Here is a 23,464-nt window from a genome sequence, read left to right as displayed (position 1 = left end):
TCACTAATTATTTAAGGAGCTGTCATGAAGAAAAAGTCATTGATTAGTATTATAGCTGTCAGTCTTGTAATCCTGTTTGCCGGCAGCTATTCCCCAGAGACTACTGAGAGTATCACTCTCCCCGTAAGTGGGATGCGCTGCGATGACTGTGCGACAAAAGTTCAGTCGGCTTTGATGGAGGTAGAGGGAGTTAAGAAAGCTAATGTCGATTTTGAATCAGCGTCGGCTGAGGTCGTCTTTTTGCCTGAGATGGTAAGCGTTGAAGATCTCAAGGGGGTCGTGACTAAAGCTGGGTTCTGTGCCGATTCAAAGGATTCAAAGATAGAAAAAGCTTCTTGTCCCACTACTAAAACCTCTGGTGCGGCCTGTTGCGCCAAGAAATCGAAGAAGTCGATATAGTCACTAGGCCGACAGTAAAATCAAAAAAAGCTGGCAGTTGCCAGCTTTTTTATTTGTCCGAAAAATATTTTGAAAATCTTGAAAAAGGGTATTGACAAGTTTGCTTTTAAGGTTTAATATTGCACAAAGAGTCCCGTTGTCAAGGCGTGCTCTTCAGAGGAATCAGATTTTCTCGAGGGCGATTTTGACGGGGCTCTTTTCTTTTGTCGTCGAGAAAGGAGGATAATCATACCTTATGAATAAGATCACAGCACGTTACAGCCAGTTGGTGATGCCGAATGACCTGAACAATATTGGAACCCTTTTTGGCGGGAAAATGATTTCGTGGATGGACATCGCGGCGGGTAAGGCCGGTTTTAGATTTTTGCAGGGTACGGAGGTAGCGGGTGGTGTTACCAAAGCGATAGATGAGGTCGTATTTTCAGAACCTGTTTACGGCGGCGACTGGGTCAATTTTGAGGCGACCCTTGTTTCAACAGGGACGACCTCTTTCACAATTCGGGTGAACGCCAGTGCAGAAAGTCCCCACGGAAAGAAAAGAGATGTCTGCGAAGCGATCTTTACCATGGTGGCTGTAAAAAAGGGGAACGACAACAGGTGGCACAAAGTATGCCACGGAAAATAGGATGCTCCTCGCACAAGATTAGAGATCAGGAGAAGAACTCGGCGTAGTCGGAGTCTGCCCGATACGCCCTGTCCAGTAGCTCAACAATGTGCAGCACTTCCATGTTCAGGTCGTATTGTCTGGCACCCCACTCTAGCTGAATCTGGCAGCCGGGATTGGCGGTGACAACACAATCAGCACCGCTTGCCTCGATGAATCGCATTTTTCTTTTTAGCAGCTCCCGTGACATATTGGTCTGTGTAATGATGTAACTTCCGGCGCCGCCGCAGCATCTGTCGGCCTCTTTAAGCGCAACAAGTTCGATGCCCGCAATGGAACTGAGGAGCGCCTTCGGCTCCTTGGAGACACCCTGGGCATGGATCAAGTGGCACGGTTCGTCGTAAACGATTTTCATTTCCAGCTTCGCTTGTGCCGCCCGCAGACCACGATCAAACAGGAATTCGGTAACATCTGCAACAGAAACGGAAGTCGATTCGTCACGCAGGATCTGAGGATACTCTTTCATCTGGGCGCCACACCCGGCGGCGTTGACAATGACGGTATCGACATTTTCTGCGGCGAAAACAGTGCTGTTCCTGTGTGCCAGATTCCGAACTGAAATCTCATCACCGACATGGGCGTGGAGGGCGCCACAGCACGTCTGCCCGGCCGGGACGACGACATCGTAACCGTTCCAGCGCAATAGCCGTACCGTTGCCGCATGAACATGAGGGTAGAGGTGATCCATGACGCACCCGGTGAACAGCATCACCGCACCGCGCCGGGGAGCGACAGACGGAAATATCTTGCTGGATCCTCTATTGAATCGATGTTCCGGGATTTGCGGGAGGGAGGCCTGAAGCTGAGAGAGCTTCTTCGGCATTAGCATTCTGACAGGTGTGTGCGTGGTGAGCCACTGCAGTCCCCATCGCTGGTAAATCCGTGTCAAGCCAAACAACAGGGAGAGGAGGCGGTGGGAGGGTACAATCATCCTCAAGAAGAGACTGCGTAGAAAGGAGGTTTCCCGTTCATCATTGAAAACTGTTGCACGGGTGGTCTCCATGAGATTGCCAAACTGAACCCCGGAAGGACAGGCACTCTCGCAGGCACGGCAGACGAGACAGAGGTCAATATGTTGTAGGAAAGTATCCGAAACATCCGTCCGGCGGTCCATGGCGGCTTCCATGAGATAGAGTCTGCCGCGGGGCGAGTCCATCTCCATACCGTTGGTAACATACGTGGGACAGGCGGGGAGACAGAAACCGCAATGGATACATTCGCGCAGCAGATCTTTCTCTCCCTGACCAAAAGTACCGGCGATGGTGTTTTGTGACAGTATTTGTGCTTTAGAGTTCATCGATAAAAGTACCCGGTGCAAAGATACCGTTTGGATCGAGAGCCTCTTTCGTCTTTCTCATCCACGTCAGCGAATCGGGAAGAATCGGCCACCGCTCCTGTGTATCTTGCCCGAGACGTTCAAATTCTACACTGCCGCCGAACGATCGGATATGATCGATGAGTGAAGAGGTAAATTCGTGTTGCTCACTGAACTTATTGGAGTAGGCGAGATAACAGATTCCCGCTCCCGGTAGAATCTTGAATGAAAGATTTTCTTTGTATTGGCCAGAAAATTCAGCGATGAAGCGGAGGAGATTTTTTTTCGGCAGGGCTATTCTGGCAAGATACTCCTCATCGTCACCATCTGCGCTACTGCTTGTGGAACTATCGTTCGCAGTGCGCCAGAAGGTTTGCGCATCTGACTCGGAGGCGATTTTCCATGATCTGGCGCCAGCTCTCTGGTGAAGCTTCTGTAGCTGATCGATCTGCGGTTTGAGCCCCTTCGTGGGCCCCGCAAGGTTCATGAGGAGCCACCAGTGTCGCGTTTTGCCGGGCGTCCAGCTACCCTTCACAACGGTCATCGCCTCAAGATCCAGCTGACTTCTGTTTACCTCGGTTGCCAGTTTGAAGGCGTCGCTGGCGGCATTGAAGCACGCTGTGAAGGTTACGCGTTTCTCCGGTTCGGGATACAGTTTGAATGAGACGTCCAGGAGGATTCCGAGAGTTCCCCGCGCACCTATGTAGAGCTTATTCATATCGTATCCGCTCACATTCTTGACCACCTTGGCGCCTGCATGTACCATCTCTCCAGTCGCGTTCACAAGCGTGGTAGCGATGACCAAGTCACGTGCTGTGCCGTATCGGTGGCGCCGCGGACCCCAGCTGTCGGTGCTGATGATACCGCCAACTGTTGATCTGTCTTCAATAGGCGGATTGAGGGGGATGTGCTGGCCGTGATGCATGAGAGACTCCTGTGCCCGGCTGAAAGAGAGTCCGGCGGGAAGGGTCGCCGTCAGATCGGGAGGTGAGTGAGCCGTACTTTGCGGTAGTGACGAAAGTGAAACAGCCACGTCGAGTGTCTTGCCATTGCGGTAGAGATGGGTCGCTCCGCCAACAGGCAGCAGGGTGATTCCATCCTGTGCGGCCATCTTTACCAGTTCGCAAACCTGTTCAGCCGTCTTTGGATAAACAGTGATTCGAGCCGGCACGCTTTCAATAGATAGTGAAATTTCCTCTTTAGCAAAGAGAGGAGCAAGCCGTGTTTCAAGCGCTGTTTTCATTAGAGCCATCCGCCGCCGCTGACAGTTTTCCTGAGTCTGGTTTCGCCACAGCCGGAACCAGATGGAAATATCTTACCCGGATTGAGTAATCCAGTGGTATTGAAGACGTCTCTCATCTTGAGCATTTGCGCCTGATCTTCTTTCGTAAACATTATGCCGAACGTCTGTACTTTTTCTGTCCCGATGCCGTGTTCGCCGCTGAGAGCGCCGCCCATCCTGACGCACTCTTCCAGGATCGTTTCTGACGTTTTGACGGCAGCATCTACCTGGGCATGGTCATCAGGATCATAAAGGATAATCGGGTGAATGTTGCCGTCACCGGCGTGACAGAGATGAGCTACCCGCAGCCCGAACTTCTTGCCGGTCTCCAGATTGAATTTAAGGATTTGTGGAAGCTTGGATCGAGGCACGACCCCGTCATTCGTATAGAACGCCGGCGTTATTCTTCCCACTGCGCCGATGGCTTCCTTGCGACCGCGCCACAGCTTCTGACGTTCCTCTTCTGATTGAGCCTGCTGAAAATCGACAGCGCCGCTGGCCGAACAGACAGCCTCAATCCGGTATGCCTCGTCTTCCAGGACTGATTCATTACCGTCGATTTCGATGAGGAGGATAGCCGCGGCATCGGTTGGAAAACCGGCTTTCAGGTGACTTTCCACCGCCTTGATCACAAGATTATCAATCAGTTCGAGGGCCGCGGGGATAATGCCGGCGGCAATAATATTTGAAACCGTGCTACTGGCATCTTCTACCGAATCGAAGACAGCCAGAAATGTCCGCTGAGTCTCGGGATTTTTTGTCAGTCGGACAATCGCTTCTGTTACGATACAGAATGTACCCTCTGATCCAACCATGATACCGGTCAGGTCATATCCTACGGTCTCTTCCAGTCTGCCGCCAAACTGGACTATATCTCCTGACGGCATGACGGCTTTAACGCCGAGGATGTGATTGACCGTAACGCCGTACTTAAGTGTGTGCGGTCCGCCGGCATTTTCGGCGACATTTCCGCCAATGGTGCAAGCCTTTTGGCTCGCCGGATCAGGTGCGAAGTGATAACCGCAAGAAGTTGTCTCTTGCGACAGTTCCAGGTTCACCAGTCCCGGCTGGACTATAGCAATTTCGTCTTCATAATCGATCTCAAGGATGCTATTCATGCGGGACATCTGGATAACGACGCCGCCTTGTGCAGCTATCGCACCGCCGCTTAAACCGGTTCCGGCACCTCGTGCCAGGAAGGGGGTGGCGTGACGGTGACAGATTCTCACGATTTCTGCCACCTCTTCAGTCGATTGGGGGTAGACAACAGCATCCGGAGGATGCTTGCTCAAAGTCAGTCCATCACATTCGTAAACAAGCAGCTCTGTCGGGTCGGATGTGATACGTTCCGATCCGAGGAGTGCAGAAAGTTCAGCCAGAAGTTTCTCTGTTTGTGACACGCTATTTTACGAGGTAAGACTTGAAGATACTTGATTGAAGGTAGCAACATTGCGAACTCAAGGCAATGGTTATAGAACGGGAGCTCTCGTGATTGTTGAGACCGGCAACCCTCGCCGGCACTGACGTAAATATCGATATTGCTGTGAGGCGCTCTAGTCTTCTTTCAGATCGTCCACGTGACACATGACTGTTCCGCAGCAGCAGACGACAGCGTCATCATCCCGCATCCAGCGATAGTCTGAGTAGTCAGCGGACCACGATTGTCCGCAACGCGGACATTTCAGTATCTGAAGGAAGAAAAAAGGTGTGTTCTCCTCGGTATTCTCCAGTATCAGGTGCTCCATTGTCAGTCTCTGAGTCTCATTCTTGTGAGGGTGCGTACATAAGGCGTATATAAGTTAAGAACTCCTATATCAAGTTGCAAGAACAATTGGAATTTTTCTGACAGTCGAAGCGCTGTGATTCTTCTCCGAACCATCGCCAAGACTTGAGTCAAGTCCGATGTCCGCTATTTATGCATCGTATCCCTAAGCTTCGGGAGTAGATGGGCCACTCCGCCGCTCTACCAGCTGCCACTCACCAGTTACAACTTCACCAGTTTTAGCACTGAGCTCCACGTTCTATTCCAGAGCCCCTTTCCCCATTTCTCTTTTCTTGGAATTGAACTAACTTTCCATCCCTGCAATTGAGGAAAGGAGATTTAGTTATGGCTTATGTGAAAAGGATTCAGATTACACGACGAAGTCTGGACTCGTTGTCACCGGAGGTGCTGGTTCTCGGTCTGTTCGAGGATGGTGAGCTGTCTGATTTTCATAAGAACATTGACGAAGCGGCTGCTGGTGCACTTTCACAGAGGATTGAGATAGGCGACTTTGAAGGCAAGGCGGGAAAGACTCTGTCTATCTTCCCGGGAAAACCTGCAAACCGGATCTTGCTCGTGGGACTGGGAAAAAGGGAGGACTTCACGTTGGACAGACTGCGCCAGGCGGCCGGGACAGCAGTGAAGACGGTCCAAGCAAGCAAGATCGATACGATGGCGTCTGAAGTTCCGGGTGGCGACGCTCTGAAGTCAGCGGCGGCTGAGGTATCTCAAGCCTGGGTAGAGGGTCTCATATTAGGCTCTTACAGATTTCTTGATTACAAGAGCGATACGGAAGATGCCACAGTGATGAACAGGATAACCCTCATCAATGGTGCCAGCAGAGTCGGCGTGGAACGCGGCCGGGCGGTGGCTGAGGCGGTCTGTTTTGCCCGTGATTTGGCCAATCACCCCAGTAATGTGGCTACCCCTGCGAGGCTTGTGACCGAGGCGCGCAGGATTGCGAGATCATCCGGAATGAGATGCAAAGTGATGGGGCGGGATCAATTTACACAGATGGGGATGGGTGCATTTGCATCGGTGGCAAGAGGGGCCGACGAACCGCCGAAGTTCATCCTGATTCAGTATAGCGGCGGCAAGAAGGGGGAGAAGCCGTTCGCTTTCGTCGGTAAAGGGATTACTTTCGATACCGGTGGTATCTCCATCAAGCCTTCCAGCAAGATGGATGAAATGAAGTTTGATATGTGCGGCGCCGCAACAGTCCTAGGCATCATGCAAGCGGTGGGTCGATTGAAGCCAAAAGTGAATATCGTGGGTGCCATCGCGGCTACAGAAAACATGCCGGGCGGCCATGCCACAAAACCGGGAGACATCGTCCGGGCCTACAACGGAAAGACCATCGAAATCCTAAACACTGATGCGGAAGGGCGTCTCGTCCTGGCCGATGCCCTCGCCTATGTGTCGCAGAAACATGATCCTCGTTACATGGTTAACTTCGCAACTCTAACCGGTGCTGTAATAATTGCTCTCGGTCACGTGGCCAGCGGCGTCATGGGAAACGACGAGAAATTGATAGACGCGATCCGTAAGGCAGCAGAAGCATCTGGCGAGAAGGTGTGGCCGTTGCCGCTGTGGGATGAGTATTGCGATGATATTAAGAGCAAAATCGCCGACGTGAAGAATCTTGGTGCTCCTCGTCAGGCCGGAACGATCGCGGGCGGCGCCTTCCTGAAGGAGTTTGTAGGAGAGACGCCGTGGGCCCATGTCGATATTGCCGGGACGGCCTGGCGCGACAAGGATCAGCCGTATATGCCGGCCGGTCCATCGGGAGTGGGAATCAGGCTGTCACTGGAGCTTTTGAATATTCTTGGGTGAGAAGTAGATTTCGCCGCCCAATTTGGCGGAGTAGCTCAGTTGGTTAGAGCAGCGGAATCATAATCCGCGTGTCGGGGGTTCAAGTCCCTCCTCCGCTACAGATTCAGCTTCAAGAATGATCTCAATTAACAGAGAATCTTGAAATGGTTGACGAGCCTTTTTAAGGTCTTGGCGGTGGTTTATTTCAGGAGAAACATTTTACGCACTTGACCGAACTGTTCCGTCTGAATCCGATAAAGATAGAGCCCTGAACCTAAAGGTATCCCGAAGTCACTCTTCCCACCCCACACGACGGAGTGATATCCTGCTGACACTTGCTTGTTCACCAGAGTCCTCACTTGGCGTCCTAGAACGTCGTAAATGATGATCTCCACGTGAGAATCGTGTGGTAAGTCATATCGGATTGTCGTGAGCGGATTGAACGGATTGGGGTAGTTCTGATGCAGGGCAAATGTGGCCGGGATTAGAGGAGCGCTGACATCCCGTGTTCCCATGGAAATGATATCGCCCCCCTTTGAATAGAAAATATAGCTCAGTTCGATTGGGGTTGAACTATATGTTTGCGGCATGGCAAATGACAGCTTTCTGTTTTGACGTTCAAGGATGTATCCTACCGTAAGCAGCAATATGTTGTCTTCCGTGCTGGAGTGAGTAAGGATTATTCCATCCGCGGTTACACCATCCTGTTCAAGATGGCGAATGTGATCCTTGACACCAGCTGTTCGCAGGGCGATCCTGCCGGATAAAGTCCCTTCCGGAAGCGGAAGGATAAGCGTTCTGTCGTCGTGTTCTACACTGAGCTCATCACCCAAAGGAAGATAGAATCTAAATAGGGAATCACTCTTTTCCTGTGACCAGCGCCACATGCGGGCGAAGGCCATGCCGTCCCTCAGATCGGTGGTGCCGTCCATTTCAGGCTTGAAGTGAGGGATTGTTCCCGAGACAGGACCGATATCGATCCCCGGCCATTGAGAAATGAAGCTGGTCATATCTGACACGTCAACTTCCAGATCGTCATTGAAATCGGCCAGCAGACCGGTGTAGTATTCGTAAGTTAAAGAATCGCGTACGAGCCCTCTCAAATCGGTGATATTCTTCAGCTGGATTTTGAGCGTGTCGAGGCTTATCAGCGGTGGAAGAAGATGAAGGATTGCAGTGTCGCCAGAGTCGCTGATAAAAAAGTTTACCGAATCTCCGAATTGAGAAACTATTTCTGTATTCAGGGCAGCTATCTCTTCAGAGAAAGCGATCTGAAGTTTTGTGGTGTCCATTAGTTTGATGAAGGTGGTGCTGTCCGGTGAAATATCCAGGATTGAAGGAGGCGTCAGGTCGACGGTGACGCCGCTACTTGAGGCTGTGTTCGATCGGTTGCCGGCGATGTCGAAAGCCCTGACGGAGACGTAATAGGTAATCGCATCTAACAGGGACAAATTGCTTCTCGTGAAAGAGGTATCCGTCTCGGTACCGGTCCAGGTGACAAAATTCGAATCACCAGCTGCTGTCCCGATGGCATACTGAAAGGTATCCAGACCACTCAAATCATCGGAAAATCCCATCCAGATGGACGCCAAATAGGTGGAGTCAGTGGTCCAGTTCAATTCTTCAGTCAACCCATCCTGAACGATTCCGGGCAGTGGTGGAATAGTATCTATTGTAACGCCGTTGCTGGTAGAGATTTCAGAAATGTTGCCGGAGCTGTCTATTGCGGTGACAGAGAAAAAGTAGCTGTTCCCGTGGTGATAGGTCGAATCGTGGGTGACAGATGTGTTGGAAGTAGTATCCCACTTAGCTTCTTCAGCAAGCCCCGCTGTATCGCTGACGGTATAGCGATAGTACTCTGTTCCGCTGAGGGAGTCGACAAAGTCCGACCAGTAGACCGTCAGGGAATCTGTTTCATTGGTAAAAATTAAATCGGCGGTAAGCCCATCGGTTACGCTTCCGATCTCAGGCGGAGTTAAATCAATTGTTATTCCATCCGTTGTGGTTGTATCCGACTTTAGAGTAACATCTGTACCCCGTGCACTGATTTTGTAGGTATATCCCTCGATAAGATCAAGGCCGGTTACCATTACTGTAGTATCCAGACCTATATAAGTCCAGTCACGAATATCATTCATGGCGTTAAGTCCAACACAGTATTCATAGGTAGGATAGTTTGCGGCATTTGCATAGATATCATCTTCAAACTTTTCCCAGGTTGCGAATAGTGTAGTAGGAGAATTTGTCCAACGGTGATCTATCGAGTCACTGAGTGACAAGCCGTCCAAAATAGTCCCTGCTTCAGGCGGGTGGAACGGTGTGACACATATTTCGTCAGAATATTCACCCTCATTTCCCAGAGTATCTATGGCGGTTACTTTATAACAGTATTCAAGATCGTTATTGAGACCAGAGATGGGGTCCTCAAGCGTACTTGTGACGTTGGCAGATAGGATTGTTTTTGCCAACGCGGTTGCTTCTTCATCTATGACCCTTCCGTAAACGTAGTATGCCGGTTTTCTGGGGTCCAGTCGTGCGGTGCCTATATCGGTCTCACTGCTCTTATCCCAGGAAACGAGAACCGTCTGATCTCCCGGTGATGCGGTAACGCCTGTTGGTGCTGACGGCGGCTTCCCATCGAGTATGATGTCCTTAAGATCGCTCAAATTCCCTCCAGCAGGAATGGAATAGCTCGCAATCATGTTTCCGTCGCTATCCTTTAATGTAGCACCGTCTCCTACTAAAGAGACAGAGCTGACCGAGAGATCACTAGCAAAATCGTCATTCTGGACAGTGTACGATGTTAAAGCGGAATCGAGACCGCTGAGAACATCTATATCCACATTTCGACTTGTGGGGCCAACATTTAACCAGATTTTGAGTATCCCATCAGATAAATAGACAGCTTCAGAAAAATATATTGTGATATTGATGACCGAATCAACTGTGCCTGTTACAAACTCCTGGTTCAGCTTATTCCATGGTGCGTAAATGCCGTTGGCACTGCTGGAGGATACAGAATCGATTGTCGGTACCTGAGCAGACAAAGTTTGTGAGAGAATTGAAACAGCGAGAAGAAACCTAAACGTGTTCTGTCTATTCCGCATTGATGATACCCTTAAGGAGCGTTTGGATTTCGATTTGATTATCGTCTGCATCAACCAGCTCAGATTCATCAGTATATTCAAGTATCAGTTTTCCCGAAGCCAGGGTTTGAAATTCCAGATAGGCCAGGTTGCCTGTACCGGAAACTTCCCTGAGAGTATCGGTGCCCACACTTATCGTATAGATATCAAGAATACCATAGGTTGTGTCATCATTGAAGAAGAACATGGGTTCATTCGCAGCCTGGAAGAAGTCTCCGACTGTCGCCGATAATAAGGACATTTTTTCCTGTTCATAGCTTATCTGGATATGAGCGCCGCTCAAACTGTCCACTTCCATGGCGAAGACCTGTAATTGTACACTGCTGCCTGTCTCAACCACTATACTGTCAGGGAAGAAGACGAGGGCCGGCATATCAACAGAGTCAGCAGCTGCTACTTCAAGGTCGAGAGGATTAACCCAGTCCAGCGTCGGCAGTTTTTCACACCCGGCAACAAGAACGATAAGTAGAACAGTGTAGAGTCTAATCCAGCGCAATGGCTACTCCCAGTCCCACGCCGCCAGCTCTGTGATCAAAGTAGAGCTTGAGGAGAGGCGACTTAGATTCAGCGGTGTCGGGAATGGTGACGGACCTGTAAGCGTGATAGATATTTCCCAGCCAGAAGATCAGCGCCACATTGGTGAATGTCTTCCGTTGCTGAATCGCCGTCTCCGCCTGCCTGAACGATACTTTTGCATCGTCCTTATATTGAAGGATCGAATCGACGTTTGTCTCTTCTTGATAAAGTTGATAAAAATTATCCGTTTCATCGTATGAAGTTTTATAGGTTGAATATTCTGAATAGATTGCTCCTCCCAGGGCCATTTGTGTTGCCAGAAAACCGAAGCCGAGCAATTTCTTCTCTAGGTAGAGCTGTCCAAGTCCGGGGAAAATGGCTGATCTGATGACAGCGGTCGTCCGTTTTCTGGCGGCGGTGATGCCCTGCAGATCCTCGGAATGCCGCATAATTTCGTCGTGCTTCGATTGAAGGTCAGGCGGCAGCGCCGTCTCGAACAGTTGATAGGCGAGTACTTTCACTTCAGTGAGCAGACTTTCCATCTCTCCCACAAATTCGATTGTCGTCGTACTGATGACATCCCCGGATTCGGAAGCCACCAATATTCCGCCCAGCGAGAAACGTGTCCCTTCCTTCTCCACATAGCCGGCGACAGCCTTTTCCGTGCTCAACAGACGGCCTACTTCCACTGCGCACCACTCGGCGGCGCACCAACTCGGCAGAGTCCCTTCAGTGGCAAGGAGCTGGATCATTTTTTCTCGATCTATCAGTTCCACTTTACCGATGTCTGCGATGTTTTTTCTGAAGATCTTTGTCAAGACGCCGCTCTGTTTTTCGGTGATACCGCGAGGGACAAGATCGAGGACGGCGGCCGTTCCGTTATCTTCCTGGGAAGATAGAAGTGAGACAAAAGTAACCAGAACGATAGTTAAGCGAATTGTTGTACTATCCTGTTTCAATGATTTCAGATTCTCGTTCGATAAGGTTAAGAAAGCGATAAAATTAATTTACAATGGCATATCGAATTCGCAACGGAAAAGGTAAATATGATCCTGTGGCAATCCGAGAAAGGAGAGAGGGAAGTGGGGCAAGGTGATAGAGTCGTTTATGACAGGCGGCCATCCATGAATGTTGCTTAGATTCATTTTTCGAGAGTATTCTTCATCTCTGTTGCATAAACTTTCACTGGTTCGATCCGAGGGGTAGAAGTGTGAAAATCATCTTAATACTGTTAAAGTGGTGTAGGTTGGAGTTTCTGCTTATCCAGCTGGCCTTCTCTCTTTCAGTGCAAGCTGACACTCTTTTTGTATCCTCCATTCGCGTACAGGATCTGCCGGCTGGGGAGCAGGTGAAGGCGTCTGGACAGAAACTGATTTCACAGCCCTACGGCTTTACGCGAATTACGGCGGACACTTCCCTGATCCAGACCGTTCTCCACGTTGCGGTTCACGGCTTCGAGTCAGAAGGGTACGAGTGGGTGGCATCTGTGTCAAAACTCGCTCAGGTGTACAATCACACTTACTTTTACCGCTACGATTGGCAGACATGCCCTGATAGTGCCGCAGTACTCCTGTCAGCATCTATCGATTCCCTCGTCGGTCTTTCTCTCGGAACGGAAAAAGTGGTGCTGTTCGGCCACAGCTACGGCGGATTGGTTGTCACTTTCTGTGCTGCTCTTCTGCATCTCAATATTCCTATAGAAGTACATTCGATCGCGGCCCCCCTTCGCGGCTACTCGCGCCTCTTCAAGAGCTGTTCTCTCTCCACCGGACCAGATGGCGAAGTTCTATTCCTACCGTGGGAGAAAGGAGTATCTCACTTCCAGTGGCGGACGCAGCACCTGCTCGATAACGCCTTTCGCCGCTTTAAGTTTGATCCACAAGAGGTGCTGTTTCCCACTAGTACAGTAACCCGCCTGCCCGCTACCATGGACGGGCAGCGCCTCGGACATAACTGGTCCGTCAACTGGGTAATTGATGAATACCTCGGTATTCCCCATAAACCTTAGCCGGTGGAGTGATGGTAATTACTGAAACAGAAGAACGGTCCATCCATCACCTCAAGTTTTCCATCAACCAACGCCCATCACCCATCATTCGTTATCGTTTATCTTTGACTCTCTAAGCGGTGCGCATTAAACTCTACTCGTGGTAAGACTCTCCGTCATATTCTTAATTTTTCATATTTCTTCTCTGGCAAGTGCGGACGGAGACGTCCGTTTATACCGTACTGAAGATGACTTCCGTCGTGGCATAGAGCTGCCAGAAAGGAAGGTGGGGTGGAAGTCTTATCTCGAAGTCCGTTTTGACTATGACGGTAATGTGGTTGGTAAATATTACTTTGTGCGCAAAAACAAACTCGATCGTTTTGAGCGCTTTGAGTACGATACCACTTTAGGTGTCTTGAATCAAATCTCAGTTTTTAGCGCCGACAGTACACTGGTAACCTATACCCAATTTGGCGCACAGGAGAAGATGTCCGAAAAGTTCATTCGTCACACTTACGGTGTGCGGCGTATTCAGGATTTCGATGACCGCTTCACCTCCGTTGAATATCTGGCTGACGGCAAACCAAAGGTCTACCGTTTTTTCGACGTTAACCGTTTCCTCTACGGCGTCATTGAGATGAATTATGATGATAACGGGCGCCTGAGGCAGGAGGACTGGATATCCATGCCGGCGGAAAGAGTAGTCAAAAGGTATGTTAAAGATTACGATGCCGAGAGCGGTACAACCGACGTCTGGGAGTACGATTCCACCTTGACACTGATCAATCACATGACGGTTGCTGCTGACGGAAGGGCACCTGTGATAACGGTCATCTATCCTGAAGATTCACTGGCAGTGAACAGCCCAACACTCTCCTATTCGCTTAAAGAGGGTGTTATTAACGCCACCATCCGGTGGGACTGGGTTGGAGGTAAGACAGACACAGTGGCACCTTATGTTATGCCGCTTATATTTGAAGAGTCTACCAGGGGTGAACACCTGACGGTTTCGCCGCGGAATGCACCGACACTCTTAGACAGCGCCATTTACCGCGTCACTTTTTCAGGTGAAGGTGAGAGTGGCTACCAGGCCGCTGATATCGTTCTGAACAGTGTTCCTTTTGACACCACACCGCCAACCTATACGGTGGATGCCGATCTCTTTGTTTCTCACCCGCGGATTTCATATGTGCTTGATGAATCACTGGCTGAGGCAGAAGTCTTGTGGGTATGGGAGAGGGGTATGCGTGATGCTGACGTGCCCTATGTTGTGGGACTTTCGGCAGGGATTCTAAAAGCGGGGAAACATGAAGAGATCAGTTTTGGCGAGGATGTTCAGCTGAAGGAGGGGACGGTTTACGGCATCCTCTTTCAAGGTAAAGATATTGCCGGCAATCCCGGGCCTTTCCTCACTGTCTCCGGTGTCTCTTACGATACAACAGCACCGGTCATCGCGTGGCAGCTTCCTGATAGCGGTGGCTTCGTCAACAGTTCGGTGGTCAGCTATACACTCAGCGAAGAATTGTACAGTGGAGAAACGGTCTGGCGGCACGTAGGCGGTGAGCCTGATTCGCTGGCCCCGCATCACGTCAAACTGGAGGGGGAAGAAAAGCATGAAGGCAAACATCAGTACATTCAGTTAGTAAATGCGCCGCCTCTTGCAGATGGGGCGGTCTACGACATCACGGTTCACGGAGTTGATCTGGCCGGCAATCTCTCTGATACAGTAAATATTGCCCGAGTAGCACACGATCGTCGACCTCCCAAGGTGGCTGTTTTACTTCCGCTGGCCGAGTCCGCTGTCAGGCAGGGAGAAGTCATTTACAGCTTCACTGAAGAGATGGCCTCGGCTGAACTTGAGTGGTACGAGATCGGGAAGGAAGCGCTGGATACCGCCCATGTCAATCTGCGGCTGGCGGAGGAGAATCTATCCTCAGGCGACCACCGGCTTGACGATCCTCAAATGCAGTTAAGTCTGCGGGACGGCGCCAGGTATATCGTCCGGCTGACGGCACGTGATCTGGCCGGCAATGAGGCGACACCGGTTGAAGTGGACAACGTGGAATTTGATATCACACCACCCGCCTTTTCCCAGATTGTACCCGGCGACAGCTCTTTCATTGCTTCAGACGCTGTCACCTACCATCTCAGTGAAGACATTATTCAGGGTGCCGTCATGTGGACTCAGGTCAGTGGTGACCTCGATCCGGATTCGCCATATATGGTTGAACTGTCCGCGGACGGCATGAACATGGGGGTGCACAAATCCGTCTCTCCGCCGGAAGCGCTACCCCTTAAGGAAGGGTCGGTATATGAGGTGACATTCATGGGTCTTGATCGCGCCGGCAATCCATCTCGCGGTACGGTCAGCAGACAGATTATTTACGATGTCACTCCGCCGCAAATTCAGCTGGCGTATCCTCAGTCGCGCGGGCACGTTTCGACGGCACAGATCAGTTATTCGATAAGTGAACTTTTGAACAAGGCGACTGCCACGTGGACCCGGACCGGTGGTGAGATTGATGATAACGCGCCGCATACCGCTCACTTTGCCGCTGATGAACTCCAGGCGGGATCACACGACAGCCTCCTCCTGGCGCAGGCGCCTGAGCTCGTTTCCGGGGCAATCTATTCGGTTACACTTGAGGGGACTGATTTGAGCGGTAAGCAGTCGTCTCCGGTGGTGGCTGAAGGGGTGAGGTACGATGACGTACCGCCTGTTATGAATTTAGCGTCACCTTTGGCAGCGACTGAGGTGAATTCTGCGGGCGTCCGCTACAGCGTTGATGAACCGCTTAAGAGTGCCTCCATGATCTGGACCAGGCAGGACGGGAAAGAGGATCCGTCTTCGCCGCATGCTGTGGAACTTATAGGGACGGAATTGGCTGTGGGAGACCACGGAGACTCCGCCCTGGTTAATGCACCTTTTCTCGTGGATGGCGCCACTTATGACATTCAGTTCATTGGTCAGGATAGCGCTGGGAACAGTTCAGATACGGTCATGGTGACGGAAATCGTTTTCGATAATACGCCGCCCAGATTTGAGATGACCTATCCTGTGGCGGCTATGCCGGTGCGGAATTTCGACGTCGGATTCATAGTCTCGGAGCAACTGAACGAGGGGAGCGTCGTCTGGGAGCGGTCTGCCGGCAGTGAGGATGAAGTGGGCACACATACGCAGATCCTGACGGACGGCGAACTGAACAGCGGTGAACATGCCACCGCCGCTCTCGTATCACCACCTCCCTCTCTCGTGGAAGGTGCCGTCTATTCTGTCTATTTGAAGGGGCGCGACAGGGCCGGCAACGAATCTATATCTACGCCGCTTCAGGGCATTCTCTTTGATGCCACCGCACCTGTCTTCTCAGATGTCAAGCCGTCCAGCAACGGATTCATGAATTCGTCTGCTCTCAGCTACAATCTTAGCGAGAACATCGATGAGGGGTCAATCGTCTGGCGGCATGTCGGCGGAGCAGAAGATGCGCGCTCGCCACATGTGGCGCAGCTGACCGGAGATGAACTGCTGGGTGGTCGCCACGATGCCGTAGTGCTCCAGCAGACTCCGTCGCTTCAGGACGGGGCTGTCTACACTATTTCCTTTGTGGGACAGGATGCGGCGCAGAATATATCGGACACCTTGGTCATGGAAAATGTATTCTATGACGTCATAGCGCCCGTCATTGAAGTAGCGTGGCCGAAGATCGAAATCTACGTTGCCGATTCGCACGTGAGCTATAGTGTCTCTGAGGATCTGGGCGAGGGGAGTATTACGTGGGAGCAGGTTAGAGGTACACTGGACAAGAATTCGCCGCATGTTCAATCACTGGTCGACGAAGAGCTGAAAGCAGGAGAACATTTCGAGGTTGAACTTACGGCCGCGCCACAATTGAGCGAGGGGACGACCTACACCATCACCTTTTCAGGTAAGGATCATGCCGGGAATGAGGCGGATTCGGTCACCATTGCCGATGTCACATTTGATGCTACAGCACCCTTTATTTCCGATGTGACGCCTGCATCCGGATCATTCATCAACGATCCAAAGGTTTCGTACTGGATAAGTGAAAATATGCTGGAGGGGACATTTATCTGGACCAGAATTGGTGGTACCGAAGATCCTAATACGCCTCACATCTCATCGCTCGGCGGGATTGAACTTCAGTCGGGGACTTTTCCAGAAAGCAGGCTGGAGGAGTCGCCTATTTTGGTAGACGGTGCTGTCTATACGCTCAGAATTGGCGGTTCGGACGTGGCGGGCAATATCGCCGATACGGTGCGCATCGACTCGATTACCTACGATGTTACGAGTCCCGTCTTTGCTGTCATTTCACCGGAACCGAACAGTTTTATCTCTTCAGCCGCGCAATCGTATTCACTGAGCGAAGATATTATCGAAGGGGCTGTGACTTGGGAGCGATCGGGGGGAGGTTTCGACGGTAAATCACCTCACTCTTCTAGGTTGTCCGGTGATCAGTTGACGGCGGGAGAACATGAGGAACTTGCTGTCAGCGAGATGCCGTCTCTCTCAGACGGAACGATCTATTCGCTTGCCTATCAGGGGATAGATCGAGCTGGGAACAGGTCGGAGCCGACGGTTATTCAGGGCATTTCTTATGATGTGACGCCGCCCGCCATTTCAGGACTCTCGCCGTCCGACAGCTCATATGTGAACCATACGCGCATCTCCTACGAACTGAGCGAAATCATTGCCGAAGGGTCAGTCATCTGGACGCGGATCGCCGGTGAGACTGATCCAAGATCACCCCATGTAGTAACCTTGGCGGAAGGAGAGAGGGGCGGCGGTGCACATACAGATTTAACATTGACTGATGCGCTGATCCTTAAGGACGGCAGCGTCTATAGAATCTCCGTGGAAGGGGTCGATGCAGCTGGCAATCGGTCCGATACAGTCTCTGTCTCAGAAGTCTCATACGATGTACGAGTACCAGAATTCCAGGTGGAATTTCCGGCAACAGGAGCTTTTATTGCCGATTCGCGTATTGCCTACAGCTTGGAAGAAGATCTTGCCAGCGGGACTGTCACGTGGATTCGAAGCGCAGGAAATCCTGATCCTGACTCTCCTCACGAACTGGTGATGTTAGATCAGGAATTGGTTGACGGGCCTCACGACGGTCAACTCGCTGCAGTGCCGGAGCTGGTGGACGGTGCTATTTATACGATTCAGTTCAACGGTCGGGATCGAGCCGGCAATAGTGCCGAGACCATCGAAATCACGGGTGTAAAGTTTGATGCGACGCCGCCGGTCATTGCACTGGCATCTCCGGCTGCCGATGAAACAGTGAACCACAACCGTGTCACGTACTCTCTCAGCGAAGAGTTAGCTGAAGGCACCGTAACTTGGAAACAGAGCGGCGGAACCGCCGATGCCAACTCACCACATGAGATTCCCCTGTTCAAGGGTGAAATAGCGGTCGGTGATCACGCGGACATTACGCTGGAATATGCGCCCACTCTGAGTGACGGATCCATCTATACCATTACGGTCGTGGGCAAGGATTTTGCCGGCAATGTATCTGACACTGTTTCGATTGAGAATATCGCCTACGATACGACGCCACCGGTTTTCGCTGTTACGGCACCGGTCCACGGTGATTTTATCGGGGCGCCGATGGTTACCTATTCGCTGTCTGAGTCGATCAAAGAAGGAAAAATTACATGGAAATGGGAATCGGGCACGCAGGACACAGGAACTCCCCACACCTCCATACTGTCACTGAATGAACTGGAAATGGGAGATCATCAAGAATGGACTCTGACTGACGCCCCAGAACTGGTGAGTGGCGCTCTATATTCTGTCACTTTTTCCGGTCTTGATTTTGCCGGCAATTCATCTGAGGACATCGTGATTGAGAACGTCACATTCGACAAGGAGCCGCCGGTTATAAGTGCTATCTCTCCCGAAGACAATTCTTTTATTGATAATACGAGATTATCATACTCTCTGAGCGAAGCGTTGGTGTGGGGAGCGGTGACGTGGACGAGAGTTGACGGCTCACTCGATCAGGCGGCGCCGCACATTATTGAATTGATTGAGGAAGAGATGACTCAAGGCGAGCATCTGGACATAGCCCTGAGCCACCCGTTTACGCTCCAGGACGGTGCCGGATATCTGGTTGAATTCCGTGGACGGGACAGAGCAGGAAACGAGGCCGAAGCTGTCACGATAGCGGATGTTCGTTTCGATGTAGCACCTCCAGTCTATACAGTCTCTTTTCCGACGAGCGACAGTTACATCAGAGAGCCCATCTTTTCTTTTGATGTGAACGAAAATCTCAAAGAAGCGACAGTGACGTGGGCCCGGACCGGCGGCGAAGCAGATCCGGGAGCACCTCATCCGATTTCTCTAAGCGGTCCCGAATTGGTAGCAGGAAGCCACCTGGATGTCTCGCCGGCTGAAGCGGTAAACCTGGTGAACGACGCCGTCTATTCGCTGTCTTTCAAGGCGACAGATCTGGCAGGCAATACAGGAGAGGCAGTTACGGTGACATCACTTACATTTGATGATATTGCGCCGGTTCTTACGGTAGCGAGCCCTGAGGCCGTATCCTTCACAAATAGTGTGCGTGTCAGCTATACGAATTCTGAACCGCTGGCGTCCGGCACAGTCACATGGACGCAGATCGGCGGTACGGCTGATGGTGGTTCTCCTCACGAGATAGCGCTGACGGGTGACGAACTGTTGGCCGGTGAACATGCCGATATTGAACTGGCTTCCGCTCCTTCTCTGCAGGATGGCGCTGTCTACGATGTCGCCTTTCAAGGGATCGATCCCGCCGGGAACGAAGCTGAAGGCGTCCTCATTTCGGAGATTTCCTACGACGTAACCAATCCGGTTATTACCCTTTCATCGCCGTCGGCAGGTGAGGCGGTGAATTACCTTACTGTCAGTTACGAACTGAGCGAGGAGCTGAAATCGGGGGCGTTTACCTGGATGAGAACTGCCGGTGCTGAAGATCCCGCATCACCGCACCGTTCAAAACTCTCCCTGGAGGAGAGGCAGGCGGGCAGCCGTGTGGATGTCATGCTCGCGAAAGCAGCGAAGCTGATGGACGGTTCGGTCTACAGTGTAATGCTCAGCGGCGAAGATAAGGCAGGCAATGCCGCTGATTCCGTATTGGTTGATAACGTAATATTCGATGTGACTCCACCTGTTATCGTGGCCAATTCCCCGGCGCCGTCGGGCATAGTGAGCACCAGCGCACTGTCGTATTCGTTGAGTGAACCTCTGGCGGAAGGGACGGTCAGATGGACAAGAACGGGAGGGGCCGAGGATTCCGGTTCTCCTCATGAAGTGCTTCTCAGCGGGAACGAACTTGAAGCTGGCGATCACCAGCAGATTACACTTTCCCCGGCGCCGGTTCTGATGAGCGGTGCTGTCTATAGCATCAGCTTTGACGGTAAGGACGCGGCGCAGAATAAAGCTTCCGGCATGGCCATCGAATCGGTGACATTCGATTCAGAGAAGCCGGTCTTCACATTGGAGATCCCGGGCGGCAAAACCGCTATCAGAGAACCCAGGTTGTCATATACTTTCTCGGAAAAACTTGCCAGCGGCACACTTACCTGGACGAGAGAATCGGGCAGCGACGATCCCGGCTCGCCTCACACCATCGAGCTGTCAGGTGACGAATTGACATCGGGAGATCATAGTGATGTGCTTCTGTCCAACGCACCGGTACTTGCCGACGGGGCCAGCTATACGATTGAGATAAGCGGCGCAGATATGGCCGGCAATGAGGGCACCTCTGTTGCCGTGACTGGAATTTTCTATGATGTCACTCCGCCGGTCGCCTCTCTCGAATTGCCGGCGGCTGAATCCATTTTGAATGAGTTGCTCGTATCTTATTCTCTGAGCGAAACGCTGGCTGAAGGGAAAGTAACCTGGACTCAGACCGCCGGAAATACCGATTCCCAATCACCTCATGAAGTGCTACTGACCGATCTTGAACTTGCCCAGGGTGATCACCCAACGATTGCACTTGCCAACCAGAATCCCCTCACTGACGGTGCTGTCTATAAGCTGACCCTTTCCGGTGTTGACTTTGCCGGTAATCAGACCGCAGATGTGACAGTAGCCATGATCACTTATGACGTGACGCCGCCACAGTTTACAGAGGTATCTCCCACCAGTGGTTCTTTCGTTAATAATGAGATAATCAGCTATACATTAAGTGAAGCTTTAAGTAAAGGAACGGCCGTCTGGAGGCAAAGTGGTGGTGCGAGTGATCCGAATTCTCCACATACGGTGGAGCTGACCGCTGATGAACTGACCTCCGGGCCACACGAAGCGTTCGTTCTTGCCAACATGACCGAACTCGTGAGTGGTGCGACCTATATGTTAACCTTTTCCGGGAGCGATATGGCAGGCAACGAATCGGATGGCGCGGAGACAGGCCCCATCTCATATGACGCTGTACCGCCTGTATTTACCATCTCCGGGCCCGGGAATTCAGATTGGGTCAACCACACTCGTGTCTCGTATGAACTGAGTGAAGCACTGGAAAGCGGCAGCATCAGCTGGACGCCGAAAGACGGCGGTGCTTCTCTGGTTCAATCACTATCAGGTGGGGAGCTTGAAGGGGGGAGTCACCTGGATATTCAGCTTGCCAGTGCGCCCTCACTGGAGGACGGTAAAGTTTATGATATCGTTTTCGAAGGGACAGATCCGGCGGGAAATCCGGCTGAAGAAGTTTTGATCACAGACGTTACTTACGATATAACAGCGCCCAAGATAAAAATTGATCTTTCCCGTGCGTCTCCCGCCAAACAGACTGTTGTTTATATGGATCCCTTCGGTCTGACCAACAGTGAGGAAATGTCTGAAATCACCTTTACCTGGTCGAGAGAGGCGGGCAGTGAAGATCCTGAATCGCCACATGAACTCAAAGTGTCGCCTGAGAATCTAACGGAAGGAGATCATGCGGAGGTTGTACCTCCCGGTTCTGATAAGGTGCTTATCGGTACCGTATATACTCTTGCCATTCAAGGGAAGGACATAGCCGGCAACGAGAGCAAACGCCAGACAGTTCAGAGTATCGACATTATCAGACTTCTTGAGGGAAATTGGTTGTGGAAAGGGGCGATTCTGACGGCTGTCTGGTCCTTTACCGGAGATAAAGGTTTCGCGCAGGGCGTTCTGATGGGTACGTCCATTGCTGAACAGGAGCCGGGCGAGTACGCTGTCAATTTCGGCGAGAGACCGTTTGAACTTCTCTTGAAATACGATTCCGGCATCAAGCGGTACGCACTCTTCGAATTCATAGGTCACAACAAGATGAGAGTCGTCTCCGGCGAGAGAAAACCGAAGTCGTGGACTGACGGTGACCTGATGGAATTTGAGTACAGCGAAGAAGATATTCCGTAATCCTCCTTCGAGTTTCCTGCCACATAATCGTTAAATATTGTTATGGGAAAGGTTAACTTTGCATCCGATTTTCTGAAGATAATGAACTCTTACAGGAGGAGATAATGGCGAAGGGAACGAGTTTTGCTGAGAAGGCGAAGAGAGGGCTGAAAAAAGAAAAGCAGTTCAGAGTTGTGAAGTATGTGAAATCTGTAGTTTCTGAGAAGACGGGGCAGACCCGATTCCAGGAGAGTTTGCTCAAGGTGCCCGCCGGCATGAGTCTGGATGCCTATTTGAAGCAGTTGGAGGAGGGACCTGAACCGGTCGTTGAAGAAGTGACTGCGGCGGAATCTGTAGAGGCTGCACCTGAAACAGTGGATGAAGTGGAATCTGCCAAAGAGGTGGTCCCTGACGAGCCTGATGACGAATCCGCTGAGGATGATGAACCGGCTGCTGACGGTGCTTCCGCTGAGGCTGAAGAGCCTGAATCTCAGGAACCCGTGACAGACGCTGTTGCCGAAGAAGTGACTGACGGTGAACCTGAAGCTGAGCCCGAGGAAGCCGAAGAGCCCAAGTCCGACTGATTAGACGCTTTCACGGGTGTCATATTATCGGAGAGATGGCCGAGTGGCTGAAGGCGCACGCTTGGAAAGCGTGTTTACGGTATCCCCGTAACGGGGGTTCGAATCCCCCTCTCTCCGCTTCTCTGAGACCCATCTTAGCAAAGGGTTTTTCGTCTATAGTTAAATTACTATATCGTTGTATTAAGTTTGTACTTTTGAGAACTTTGGAACACTGTTATTCACAGATGATAAACACTGCCCGTATCACTATCCAAATTCAACATAATGCTTTTCAACGGAATCCATCAGCCGAAATCACTTTTCGAGAAGTGTGTAGGGTTGAGATGAATAGATTACAATCATTAGTTTAGGGTCTTAAAAGAGTAAGAAAATTTAAAAGAAAGCTCTCTCCAAATTAAATGAAGCAATTGAAGATTTTTTTTATCCCACCAGATTTAAAGACTTGGAAAAAAATCGCAATTATCCTTTTTGCTTTAACAATAATTGATATCACTTTTGGAATTCTATATTATCATAAAGTACAAATTTTTATATCCAATCAAACCATTAATTCAAAAGCGGATGCTGGAGTGGTATTTTTTGGTAGTTATAATTTATTAAAAAATGAATTTGATAATGATACCAAGCAAAGAC

The 23,464-nt window shown here is 51.0% G+C and carries 14 protein-coding genes and 2 tRNA genes; 9 read left to right on the top strand and 7 right to left on the bottom strand.

Features of this window, described 5'->3' with window-relative positions; all coding sequences use genetic code 11:
• Positions 1-24 precede the first annotated feature (24 nt).
• Both QF669_05710 and QF669_05705 read left to right on the top strand, forming a co-directional pair.
• Positions 25-399 (top strand): cation transporter, encoded by a 375-nt coding sequence (locus tag QF669_05710; protein ID MDP6456928.1) that lies wholly within the window; start codon positions 25-27, stop codon positions 397-399.
• A 235-nt stretch (positions 400-634) separates the two neighbouring features.
• Positions 635-1,024, top strand: a complete 390-nt coding sequence (locus tag QF669_05705; GenBank protein ID MDP6456927.1) for a hotdog domain-containing protein — start codon at positions 635-637, stop codon at positions 1,022-1,024.
• Between the two features lie 25 nt (positions 1,025-1,049).
• On the opposite strand, the gene QF669_05700 is transcribed toward QF669_05705, so the two are convergent.
• The 4 genes from QF669_05700 to QF669_05685 form a co-directional block, all read right to left on the bottom strand.
• Positions 1,050-2,360: a heterodisulfide reductase-related iron-sulfur binding cluster gene (locus QF669_05700; protein MDP6456926.1), complete on the bottom strand. Its 1,311-nt coding sequence runs from the start codon at positions 2,358-2,360 to the stop codon at positions 1,050-1,052.
• Positions 2,350-3,621: an FAD-binding oxidoreductase gene (locus QF669_05695; protein MDP6456925.1), complete on the bottom strand. Its 1,272-nt coding sequence runs from the start codon at positions 3,619-3,621 to the stop codon at positions 2,350-2,352. The genes QF669_05700 and QF669_05695 overlap by 11 nt, the downstream gene beginning before the upstream one ends.
• On the bottom strand, positions 3,621-5,060 hold the full coding sequence (locus tag QF669_05690) for an FAD-linked oxidase C-terminal domain-containing protein (GenBank protein ID MDP6456924.1): 1,440 nt from the start codon (positions 5,058-5,060) through the stop codon (positions 3,621-3,623). Before QF669_05690 ends, QF669_05695 begins: the two co-directional genes overlap by 1 nt.
• A gap of 153 nt (positions 5,061-5,213) precedes the next feature.
• Positions 5,214-5,405 carry a hypothetical protein gene (locus tag QF669_05685; protein ID MDP6456923.1) on the bottom strand — a complete coding sequence of 64 codons (192 nt, stop codon included), beginning with the start codon at positions 5,403-5,405 and terminating at the stop codon, positions 5,214-5,216.
• 362 nt (positions 5,406-5,767) lie between these two features.
• Between QF669_05685 and QF669_05680 the strand changes: the two genes are divergently transcribed.
• The gene (locus tag QF669_05680; protein ID MDP6456922.1) at positions 5,768-7,255 is read left to right on the top strand and encodes a leucyl aminopeptidase; all 1,488 of its coding nucleotides are present in this window, start codon (positions 5,768-5,770) and stop codon (positions 7,253-7,255) included.
• Positions 7,256-7,279: 24 nt separating this feature from the next.
• Positions 7,280-7,353: transfer RNA gene (locus QF669_05675), tRNA-Met, on the top strand.
• A gap of 81 nt (positions 7,354-7,434) precedes the next feature.
• Here QF669_05675 and QF669_05670 read toward each other — a convergent pair.
• From QF669_05670 to QF669_05660, 3 genes are read right to left on the bottom strand one after another with little or no spacing between them, the layout of a single operon-like run.
• The gene (locus QF669_05670) at positions 7,435-10,341 is read right to left on the bottom strand and encodes a FlgD immunoglobulin-like domain containing protein (protein MDP6456921.1); all 2,907 of its coding nucleotides are present in this window, start codon (positions 10,339-10,341) and stop codon (positions 7,435-7,437) included.
• A complete protein-coding gene (locus tag QF669_05665; protein MDP6456920.1) occupies positions 10,331-10,876 on the bottom strand; it encodes a cohesin domain-containing protein in 546 nt (181 codons plus the stop codon). The genes QF669_05670 and QF669_05665 overlap by 11 nt, the downstream gene beginning before the upstream one ends.
• On the bottom strand, positions 10,863-11,855 hold the full coding sequence (locus QF669_05660; protein MDP6456919.1) for a DUF5683 domain-containing protein: 993 nt from the start codon (positions 11,853-11,855) through the stop codon (positions 10,863-10,865). The genes QF669_05665 and QF669_05660 overlap by 14 nt, the downstream gene beginning before the upstream one ends.
• 251 nt (positions 11,856-12,106) lie before the next feature.
• On the opposite strand from QF669_05660, the gene QF669_05655 reads away from it, so the two are divergent.
• The 5 genes from QF669_05655 to QF669_05635 all read left to right on the top strand — a co-directional run.
• Positions 12,107-12,904: an alpha/beta hydrolase gene (locus QF669_05655; GenBank protein MDP6456918.1), complete on the top strand. Its 798-nt coding sequence runs from the start codon at positions 12,107-12,109 to the stop codon at positions 12,902-12,904.
• Between the two features lie 139 nt (positions 12,905-13,043).
• Complete coding sequence (locus QF669_05650; protein MDP6456917.1) at positions 13,044-22,268, top strand: Ig-like domain-containing protein; 9,225 nt, start codon at positions 13,044-13,046, stop codon at positions 22,266-22,268.
• A gap of 104 nt (positions 22,269-22,372) precedes the next feature.
• Complete coding sequence (locus QF669_05645; GenBank protein ID MDP6456916.1) at positions 22,373-22,831, top strand: hypothetical protein; 459 nt, start codon at positions 22,373-22,375, stop codon at positions 22,829-22,831.
• 29 nt (positions 22,832-22,860) lie between these two features.
• A tRNA-Ser gene (locus QF669_05640) sits at positions 22,861-22,948 on the top strand.
• Positions 22,949-23,229: 281 nt separating this feature from the next.
• Positions 23,230-23,464: hypothetical protein (locus QF669_05635; GenBank protein MDP6456915.1), on the top strand; the 235-nt coding region annotated here is incomplete at its 3' end.

This window comes from Candidatus Neomarinimicrobiota bacterium (assembly GCA_030743815.1).
Lineage (GTDB): Bacteria > Fidelibacterota > Marinisomatia > Marinisomatales > S15-B10 > UBA2146.
This window is presented reverse-complemented; position numbering and strand designations above follow the sequence as displayed.

Coding starts and splice junctions, on each gene's coding strand:
- QF669_05685 (MDP6456923.1), bottom strand. CDS start 5,405: ATGGAGCACCTGATACTGGAGAATACCGAGGAGAACACACCTTTTTTC.
- QF669_05710 (MDP6456928.1), top strand. CDS start 25: ATGAAGAAAAAGTCATTGATTAGTATTATAGCTGTCAGTCTTGTAATC.
- QF669_05700 (MDP6456926.1), bottom strand. CDS start 2,360: ATGAACTCTAAAGCACAAATACTGTCACAAAACACCATCGCCGGTACT.
- QF669_05670 (MDP6456921.1), bottom strand. CDS start 10,341: ATGCGGAATAGACAGAACACGTTTAGGTTTCTTCTCGCTGTTTCAATT.
- QF669_05645 (MDP6456916.1), top strand. CDS start 22,373: ATGGCGAAGGGAACGAGTTTTGCTGAGAAGGCGAAGAGAGGGCTGAAA.
- QF669_05705 (MDP6456927.1), top strand. CDS start 635: ATGAATAAGATCACAGCACGTTACAGCCAGTTGGTGATGCCGAATGAC.
- QF669_05680 (MDP6456922.1), top strand. CDS start 5,768: ATGGCTTATGTGAAAAGGATTCAGATTACACGACGAAGTCTGGACTCG.
- QF669_05695 (MDP6456925.1), bottom strand. CDS start 3,621: ATGAAAACAGCGCTTGAAACACGGCTTGCTCCTCTCTTTGCTAAAGAG.